The 8,535-nt window shown below is 70.7% G+C and carries 10 protein-coding genes and 1 pseudogene; 7 read left to right on the top strand and 4 right to left on the bottom strand.

Going from position 1 to position 8,535, the window contains the following annotated elements:
* From ACFXI4_RS44355 to ACFXI4_RS44345, 3 genes are all read left to right on the top strand, one after another.
* A partial coding sequence (locus tag ACFXI4_RS44355; RefSeq protein WP_385003339.1) for a sigma factor-like helix-turn-helix DNA-binding protein occupies nt 1-107 on the top strand: 107 nt, incomplete at its 5' end.
* Between the two features lie 61 nt (nt 108-168).
* The gene (locus tag ACFXI4_RS44350; protein WP_385003333.1) at nt 169-474 is read left to right on the top strand and encodes a DUF5133 domain-containing protein; all 306 of its coding nucleotides are present in this window, start codon (nt 169-171) and stop codon (nt 472-474) included.
* Nucleotides 475-712: 238 nt separating this feature from the next.
* Nucleotides 713-1,147, top strand: coding sequence for an ATP-binding protein (locus tag ACFXI4_RS44345; protein WP_385003330.1), 435 nt, complete (start codon nt 713-715; stop codon nt 1,145-1,147).
* A 430-nt stretch (nt 1,148-1,577) separates the two neighbouring features.
* On the opposite strand, the gene ACFXI4_RS44340 is transcribed toward ACFXI4_RS44345, so the two are convergent.
* Complete coding sequence (locus tag ACFXI4_RS44340; protein WP_385003327.1) at nt 1,578-1,946, bottom strand: VOC family protein; 369 nt, start codon at nt 1,944-1,946, stop codon at nt 1,578-1,580.
* Between the two features lie 62 nt (nt 1,947-2,008).
* Here ACFXI4_RS44340 and ACFXI4_RS44335 point away from each other — a divergent pair, with 62 nt between their 5' ends.
* The gene (locus ACFXI4_RS44335) at nt 2,009-2,461 is read left to right on the top strand and encodes a MarR family winged helix-turn-helix transcriptional regulator (protein WP_385003325.1); all 453 of its coding nucleotides are present in this window, start codon (nt 2,009-2,011) and stop codon (nt 2,459-2,461) included.
* A gap of 102 nt (nt 2,462-2,563) precedes the next feature.
* Here the strand turns inward: ACFXI4_RS44335 and ACFXI4_RS44330 are convergent, their stop codons facing one another.
* The gene (locus ACFXI4_RS44330) at nt 2,564-3,379 is read right to left on the bottom strand and encodes a class I SAM-dependent methyltransferase (RefSeq protein ID WP_385003336.1); all 816 of its coding nucleotides are present in this window, start codon (nt 3,377-3,379) and stop codon (nt 2,564-2,566) included.
* A 154-nt stretch (nt 3,380-3,533) separates the two neighbouring features.
* Nucleotides 3,534-4,293: pseudogene (locus ACFXI4_RS44325) on the bottom strand (hypothetical protein).
* Nucleotides 4,294-5,062: 769 nt separating this feature from the next.
* On the opposite strand from ACFXI4_RS44325, the gene ACFXI4_RS44320 reads away from it, so the two are divergent.
* From ACFXI4_RS44320 to ACFXI4_RS44310, 3 genes are all read left to right on the top strand, one after another.
* Nucleotides 5,063-5,662, top strand: a complete 600-nt coding sequence (locus ACFXI4_RS44320) for a hypothetical protein (protein WP_385003322.1) — start codon at nt 5,063-5,065, stop codon at nt 5,660-5,662.
* A complete protein-coding gene (locus ACFXI4_RS44315) occupies nt 5,647-6,339 on the top strand; it encodes a VOC family protein (protein ID WP_385003319.1) in 693 nt (230 codons plus the stop codon). The genes ACFXI4_RS44320 and ACFXI4_RS44315 overlap by 16 nt, the downstream gene beginning before the upstream one ends.
* 184 nt (nt 6,340-6,523) lie before the next feature.
* Nucleotides 6,524-8,026 carry an MFS transporter gene (locus ACFXI4_RS44310; protein ID WP_385003316.1) on the top strand — a complete coding sequence of 501 codons (1,503 nt, stop codon included), beginning with the start codon at nt 6,524-6,526 and terminating at the stop codon, nt 8,024-8,026.
* A 105-nt stretch (nt 8,027-8,131) separates the two neighbouring features.
* On the opposite strand, the gene ACFXI4_RS44305 is transcribed toward ACFXI4_RS44310, so the two are convergent.
* Nucleotides 8,132-8,389 carry a hypothetical protein gene (locus ACFXI4_RS44305; RefSeq protein WP_385003313.1) on the bottom strand — a complete coding sequence of 86 codons (258 nt, stop codon included), beginning with the start codon at nt 8,387-8,389 and terminating at the stop codon, nt 8,132-8,134.
* Between the last annotated feature and the right edge of the window lie 146 nt (nt 8,390-8,535).

Genomic DNA, 8,535 nt, shown 5'->3' with positions numbered 1-8,535 from the left:
TGACCCAGAGCAGGATCGCCGAGTCCCTGGGCATCTCCCAGATGCACGTCTCCCGGCTCATCAGCCGCAGCTGCGCCCGCGTCCGGGCCGAAGCCTTCCGTCAGTGACTCACTCCCGCACGCCGCACACCCCCGTAGCTCCGCAACCCGCATCCGAGGAGACCGTCCGATGCTCATGCCCCACCCCGCGACCCTGCGCAGAATTCTCACGGAGTACGAAACCGTGCTCGCGACCACGACGGGCGCCGACGCCCACACTCCCGGGCCGCGCCTGCGGGACCTGGCCTACACCCTCTGCGTGTCGACCGGCACACGTGAGATCGCACACGCCCTCCAAGCGGCCCACGACTACCTCGACCACACGATCGACACCGCCGAGGACGCGGGAGTGACGACCGGCACCGGCCGAGCACGGGTGGTCGTGACCCCCGGCCGTCTCCCTCGCTCCGCGGGCGCCCCGCTCCTTCACAGCTGAGTCCGTGGCGCGTCCGTGACGACCTGCCGACGACGGGAGCGACAGGGCTGAGCCGACGTGTCGGGGGTATCCGGACCAGGTCCGGGCAAGGCGTTTGGGAGAAGCGTGCCGAGCCCTGGCACGACGGAACGTGTCAAGTCCCTGGCCGGGAGCCCCAGGGCGGACGTTCGGTGCCCGTCGCCGGGGAAGCTTGGTGGCCGGCGCTCATCGCGTGCGCCCTCAACGAGGAAGGATCGCCATGGAAGGTTCGTCGCTCCGGGCAGTGGGCTGGGCCTGCACGCTGCCGCTGAACAGCGAAGTGAAGGCAGCTCGCGACTGGGCACGTGAGCATTTGGACGCTCGGGGATGGACCACCGCCGCTCCGCAGACGGTGGACGCGGTGCTGCTCACCATTTCCGAGCTGGTGACCAACGCGTACCGGCACGCCCACAGCAGCGCCCAGTTGGTGATGACCTGTGACGACCACTGCCTGCACGTGTCCGTGCACGACAAGTCCGGTGTCCTGCCGACTCCTCGGGAGGCCGACGCGGAAAGCCTCGGCGGCCGCGGCATGCTCCTGGTGGACGCCGTGGCGGACACCTGGGAGGCGCGCCCCTGCCCCCACGGGAAGTCGGTCAGCGCGTGCTTCCGCGCCCCCGGCGCGTCCGCGCCGGGGGCGCGGAAGCACAAGTAGATCCGTCCTGCCCGGTTTTGCGGCAGTCCCACGCGAGTGGGTCTCGGGTGAGGTCTGCTCCTGCGGCGCGTTCCTGGGGACCGATTCGTTCCAGGTGCGCGAGGTGACGCGCCTGCCGTCCTCGCAGGCGTCCGGCGCGGCGTCGTAGTCGATCAGGCCGCGGCTGACCTCCCAGCACTGTTCGGGCGGTGTCCCGTATGTCGTTGCGACGGGGGCCGTAGGTTCCGGGCTTGGTGGCGCGTCCCGTACTCCTTGCCGAGCGGTGCGACGAGGGTGCTCACCGGGAAGTCCCCGTAGCCGGCGATCGCGTCGATCGGTCCGTCGAAGCTGTCCAGCTCGAGCCGGACGCGGTCGAGCAGGTCCGGCACGTTCACCTCGCCGTGGCGGTCTTCCCGGCCGGGTCGGTGATCGTCCGGTGGCTGTCGGCCGATCAGGCGCGGTCGTGGAGGGTGACCTGGTAGCCGTCGGGGTCGGCGAAGGTGAACGTGCGGCCGAAGGGGCCGTCGATCGGCGCGGAGACGATGGTGTGACCGTCGGCGACGAGAGCATCGTGAATGGCCTGTACGTCCGTGGCGTGGAGCCAGATCGCGGCACCGATGCCGGGCTGGGCGACCGATGCGAGGTCGGTGCCGGGAACGGCCTCGCGGAGTGCGAAGGCGATCGGCCTCGTCTCGAAGACGACGGCGTGCGGAGGTCCGGCCTGCGAGCGGACGAGGCCGAGGTACTGCTCGTAGAACGTCCGCGAAGCGTCCAGGTCGCGTGCTTGGAACGAGATGAAGTCGGGGCCGGTGGCGGGCATGATGATGCTCCTTCATTCCGTGTCAGGTTTCTGACACAGGCAACCTATGTCAGAATACTGACATGAATCAAGACGGTGTCGACCTGGAGACGTCGCTGGGCTACCTGCTGAAAGAGGCGTCGAGCGTCCTCCGCGCGGCCATGGAGGAGGTGCTGCGGCCGCTCGGGATGAGCGTGACGCACTACTCGTGCCTCGAACTGCTGGCCCAACGGCCGGGCTTGTCGAACTCCGAGCTGGCGCGGGGCGCGTTCGTGACACGGCAGACGATGAACGTGCTGCTCCAGAACCTGGAACGAGAGGGCCACGTGACCAGGCCTGCGGAGGCACCGGTCGGGAAGGCACTTCCCACGCGGCTCACACCTCGCGGCCGACGGAGCCTGGAGAAGGCGACCGTGGCGGTCAGGTCCGTCGAGGTCAGGATGCTGGCCGGCATGACCGAGACCGAGCGGTCGGGCGCGTTCCGGATCCTGCGGAGCATGATCCATTCCCTGCGCGAGGGCAACGACGGCGCTTAGCCGGTTCCCCGGCGCACGTCGCCGCACGCCCCGCCGACCCCAGGGCCTACTCACCTGCCCCGTGCGGATTCGAACCGCTCCTCCGGAACCCCGGGAGGCGCTCTACCGGCGGACCGCCGAGATCAGTCCGCCGGGCCGCTCCTCGTCCCGTGGCGGGGTGCCCATCGGGCGACCGTAGGCGGCAGCCTGTTCGCGCAGGGTGTGGCTGCCGGCCTCCCAGCCGTGCCCGGCCAGCCAGCCCACCGGGTCGTCGGGCATCTCCGAGATCCACATGGACGCCGGCGATCCCGGTACGGCGTCCGCGCCGAAGCGCTCGATCACGCCGCGCGAGCCCAACGTCAGCCCCATCCGGCTGCCGGGCGCCGACTGCGCGCCGATCCGGGCCAGCAGCAGTTCCACCGCGTCCTCGGGCAGATAGATCAGCAGCCCTTCCGCGATCCACACGGTCGGCGCGGCCGGGTCGTGTCCGGCAGCGGCCAGTGCGGCCGGCCAGTCCTCCCGCAGATCCACCGCGACGGTGATCCGCTCGCAGCGTGCGACGGCGCGCTCCTGCCGCAGCACCGAAGCCTTGAACTCCAGTGGCGCGGCGGTGTCGACCTCGAACAGCCGGGTGCCCTCGGGCCAGTCCATCCGGAAGGCCCGGCTGTCCATGCCGGCGCCGAGCAGGACGACCTGCCGGACCCCGGACGCGGAGGCCTCCCGCAACAGGTCGTCGAGGAACTTCGTCCTGATGACGATGGAGAACGCCACACCCAGCCGTCGGCGCCGCGCGGCCTCGTCACCGGGTCGGGGCGGCGCGGAGGGGTCCAGACCGCCGGCGGTGGCGAAGGCCTGTGCCAGCGGGTCGCGGAACAACGCGTGCTCCCGCGCGGTCTCCATCGCCCGCACCCTGGCCACCCCCACGGCCGTGGCCCACACTCCCGACGGCTGCACCCGCTCCTGCTCATCAGTCACCGCGCCAGCGTAGACGACCGGTCCCAAGGGGCCTGGTGGGGGAGCCGGGCTCGTCACAGGTCCCGGCTCGCAAAGAGGTGCCGCCGTCGTCCTTCACTTCCGGGCTCGGTTCGGTGGATCAGTAGCGGTAGCCGGGCCAGTGAGGGTCCTCCCAGCGGTCGTCGCCGGTCAGACCGAGCAGCCGTATGCGGTCGAGAAGTTCCGCTGATGCGCCGTGGGGTCGTAGCCGGACAGGAGCGTTGCGGACCAGCCAGGCGGTCAGCTCGGTGCGGGTCTCTTCCCCGTTCTCCCGGGAGTCCCAGGGGAGTTGGTCTCCGAGCAGGTCGTACTCCCACTTCGCGACCGCTTCGGCCAGGTGGGCGTCGGCCGGCCGGTCGGTCAGCGTCTCCCACGTGGTGAGCCACGGGGTTGAGCGCGGCGGACGCCTCGGTGATCATTGCCAGGACCTCGTGCGCGGGTACCGGGGGATCGGGATCGGTGAGTGTGGCGGCCCACCAGGCCCGCAGGAACTCCGCGACTGCTTCGGCTTGCCCGGTGGGCCACTGCTGCCAGTGACCGCGAGCGAACGAGCGGCCGGCTTCCTCCAGGCCGGAGAACCCTTCGACGGAGCCTTTGACGAGCTCCGTGGCGAACTGGGGCAGGATCCGGCGCAGTACGGATGCGTGGTCACTCCAGTCGGGGGCCTGCCAGGTGCGGCGCAGGAGGTCAGGGTCCAGCTCGGTATACGCGACCTTGAGCTGGGCGAGTTCCTCGGCGCTGCCCCAGTGGCACTCGCAGTTGTGCTCGTCGGGGTGAGCCGTCATCCCGCCGAAGGTGGCCGCGAGACCGTCGAGCGCGGCAACGAGGCGAAGTCGTGCGGGGGACAGGGCGGGGTTCATCATGGCGTTCGCCTTCAGGGACTCCGGGGGCTTCCGCCCTCCGAAGATCGCCAACTTACCCGGGTGGACCTCGGGCCGCCATCGGCATAGTGCATCCCGACGCCGTCCTGAGCGGGATCACCCACACGAACCGCGGGTGGAAACGACGACGGGCCAAATCCGTTGGCTCGCCGAGCCGGTGGCGTGGCAGCCTTCGCCGGCATGGATGCGAATGCGTGGAACGAGCAGGTGGCGCAGGGCTACGACGAGTCATCCGCGCACATGTACGCGCCCGAAGTACTGGACCCTGCTGTCGCCTCTGGCGCTGAGCGCGCGAGGCCTTCGCGTCGCGGGCATCGAGAGGTCGCAGCCCATGGCCCGGCCCGGGTGCTTGCCGAAAAGGTGGGCGGTGACGCTGTAGCCGTGACCGTCGGCGACCTGACGACCTCTCGGGCTCCTGGCGCGTTCGGCCTTGTCCACCTGGTGTACAACGCGATCACCTGCCTGCTCTCACCGGAGCGACGAGCTGCGTGTTTCCGCGACGCATGTGGGTTCCGACACCTACGACCTGGTGAACCAGCAGTTGGTTCGCACCACTGCACGATCGTCGAGGGCCGAGTCTCCGCCTTCCTTTCGCCCCGCCGTCATGTCTGGCCCTCCGAACTCGGCACACCTGTCGACCGCCGACTCGAGATCTTGCCGAATCCTGCCGACCTGGTGAGCCGTGCTGAGGTCCCTTCGAGCGTTGTTCAGGTGCGGGTCGGCACGCGAAGGCGCCGGAGTCACCGAAGTGACCTTGATGAACGTGCTCGTCGACTTCGCCCGGACCGGCCGTGTCGGTCCGCTTCACCGTGGCATGCCGCTGACCGAGGCCGAGGAACTCCTGGGCACGGGACGCCCGCACCCCGCCATCCGGCCGAGACCGGACATCGACGACTGCCCGTACGCCTGGGACGGCCTGGAACTGGTCATCACCCAGCGCGCCGTCAGCGGAATCCGGATCGCACTCCGGCCCGGCTCGACGACCGGGTTGCCGCCGCTGGTGCCGCCGGACTCGCAGTCCTGCCCGTCCACAGTGCTCCGGGAGGACCTGATCGCCGGCCTCGATGCCGCCGGCTGCCGCCACGACATCAACGACCGCCTCACGTTCGGAGAGCAGTCCAGCGTCCTGACCCGACCCGCGGACGTCTGCGCGGTGTTCTTCGCGCCCGGCCGTGACGACGACGTGCCGCACCGGGAACGCCTCTACCTCGGCGTGATGCACAAGCACGCCGGACCGCGCGGCTGCGACCCGGGTCGAACGGCGGCGTCTTCGGGCCGATCTGGGAAGTGCCGGCAGGCGGGGGTGCGGCGGGTGGCTGCGAGGATGCGGCCATGGAGCAGACACTGAGTCGGCAGGAAGCGTCGGAAGCGGTCCAGGACCACGGGTGGCGCTTCCTGCTGGGCACGTTGCGAACGTCGGTCCGGGTCAGTTCGCTGGCTCAGGCGACAGGCTTGGCGGCGGACACCGTCGAGGTGTGCGGCGAGGACGCCGACCGGCACCTTCGGGTGGATGTCCGCCCCGACCGGGTCGTCTTCACCCTGCAGTCGTCGGACCGCGCGGCGGTTACCACCCGGGACGTCGAACTCGCGCGTCAGATCTCCGCCACCGCTGACAGGTCCGGGCTCGTGGCGGAGCCCGAAACCGGAACGGGGGCGCCGCGGTCCGTCCAGCTTCTGGAGATCGCGATCGATGCACGGGACATCGCCGGGATCCGGCCCTTCTGGAAGGCGGTGCTGGGCTATACGGATGAGGCGGGAGCCGAGGGTCCGGAGGATCCGCTCGTCGATCCGGTCGGGCAGGGCCCGGCCGTCTGGTTCCAGCAGATGGACCGGGAGCGCCCACAGCGCAATCGCATCCACTTCGACATCTGCGTCCCGCACGACGAGGCACCCCGGCGGATCGAGACCGCACTGGCCGCCGGAGGCCGACTGGTGTCCGCGACCCGTGCCCCCGCCTTCTGGGTACTTGCCGACCTGGAGGGGAACGAAGCCTGCGTGACCACGTGGCAGGGCCGAGACGGCTGAACCTTTCTTCGGCGGTGCCGCTCACCGTCACGGCCCCGACGGTCCCGTCGGCCGGCGGCAACCCCGGCGGCAAGGCCGTCCCGCAGCCCGGAGGACCGCGACCGGGCTCCCCGGTCCTCGATCCCGCGTCGCGGCGCCCGGTCCCCGGCTGGTGCGACCGGGCGTGGCTGCATAGCGTGATCACATGACCACAGAAATGACCCGGCCCGCTGTCGACGACCGGCGGTGGAAGGCTCTCGCGGTCTGTCTGACCGCGGGATTCATCTCGCTGCTCGACGTCTCGATCGTGAACGTGGCGCTGCCTTCGATGGAGCGCGGGCTCGGTGCCTCCGACGCCACCCAGTCCTGGGTGGTGTCCGGGTACGCACTCACCTTCGGGCTCGCGCTGGCGCCGGCGGGGCGCCTGGGCGACGTGCGGGGCCGCCGCCAGGTGCTGCTCTGCGGCCTCGCCGTGTTCACGGCCGCGTCGGTGGCATGCGGCCTGGCCACCGGCCCCACCTGGCTGGTGGTGTGCCGGCTGATCCAAGGTGCGGCCGCCGGTGTGGTCGCACCGCAGACCTCGGGGCTGATCCAGCAGATGTTCCAGGGTGCCGAGCGGGCCCGGGCGTTCGGCTTCCACGGCAGCGTCGTCGCCGTGTCCACCGCGGTGGGCCCGCTGGCGGGCGGACTGCTGATCCACGCGTTCGGTGCGGTGGACGGGTGGCGCTGGGTGTTCTTCGTCAACGTGCCGATCGGCGTGGCGGCCCTTGTCGCGGGGAGCCGGCTGCTGCCCCGTCTCCCGGTGCCGAAGGACCGGCGGGAGAAGTTCGACCCGTTCGGCGTACTGCTGCTCGGTGCGGGCGTAGTCGCCCTGCTGCTGCCTCTGATGCAGGAGCAGCAGTGGCAGGGCCGGGCCAAGTGGCTGCTGATTCCGTTGGCCGCGCTGCTGCTCGGCGCCTTCTGGAGGTGGGAGAGGTCCCAGGGCCGTCCGGGGAAGGCGCCGCTGGTCGATCTCAGCCTCTTCTCCCTGCGCTCCTTCACGCTCGGCGCTCTCATCAGCCTCATGTTCTTCGCCGGGCTGACCACCATCTTCTTCGTCCTGTCACTGTTCCTGCAGAACACCGCGGGATACAGCGCGCTCGCCGCGGGCGTGACCATCCTGCCGTTCGCGGCCGCCTCGGCGGCCGGCGCGGCTCTGGGCGGCCGGATGGTGATGCGCTACGGCCGCACCCTGGTCGTCATCGGCCTGTGCGGGGTGGCTCTCGGGCTGCTCGGTGTCGTCGTCGCCGTCCAGCTGGTACCCGGGGAGGGCGTGGGCGCGGCCATGGCGCTGCCGCTGGTCATCGCCGGAATCGGGTCCGGACTCACGGTCTCGCCCAACACGACCCTCACGCTCACGCTCGTACCGGTACGAGGCGCCGGTGCGGCCGGCGGGGTGCTGCAGACCGGCCAGCGGATCGGCTCGGCCGTCGGTATCGCCGTGGTCGGCTCGGTCTACTTCGCGCATGTCGCCAACCACGGCCGCCCCACGACAGCTCTTCAGCTCGGGCTGCTCACCGCCGTGGCGATCATCCTCGTCGCCCTGGTCCTGGCGGTGGCCGACCTGCGGGAGCGGCGGGCGCATCCCGGACGCGACGACCTCGCGGCGGCGGTGCCGCGCGGCACCGGGGAGAGCGGGGCCGGCGAGAAGGCGGGCCGCGGGGCCTGACACCGGGCGGGGGCCGCGGAAGGGCGCCACGCCGGGGGCAGGCGCTCCGACTCCGAAGAAGTGCCCGGCCGCGCAATGCGGCGGGCCGGAGAGGGGCGCCGGGTGTCAGACCTTCGACGTGAAAGGCCGCCGACGGGCTTCGAACAGGGCCAATGAGATCTTCACCGCGGTCGAAATGGTCAAAGCCTGCATGAAGGGCATGCCCATGAGCCACAGTGCCACCATCATGCCGGTGAGGACGAGGAATACCGGCAGCAGCATGGTTTCCCTGACCCCGGAACGGAGAATTCTCCGGAGCGTTCGGGGCCGATCCGCGGTATCGATTGCGCTGACGCGGAGATCGTCCTCGTTTACCTGAGACATTCTGTGTCCTTCCCGCGAACTCGTTTCCGCTAGCGAGCCTAGGTACGGCCGGGTCAGGCTGCCACCGCTGCTACTCCGTCACCGCCCGTACCCGGCTGTCCGATCGGAACGCCGTCGGGGCGGGGGGGGGGCGGGGGGGGGGGGGG

Source organism: Streptomyces sp. NPDC059224 (genome assembly GCF_042754285.1).
Lineage (GTDB): Bacteria > Actinomycetota > Actinomycetes > Streptomycetales > Streptomycetaceae > Streptomyces.
This window is presented reverse-complemented; position numbering and strand designations above follow the sequence as displayed.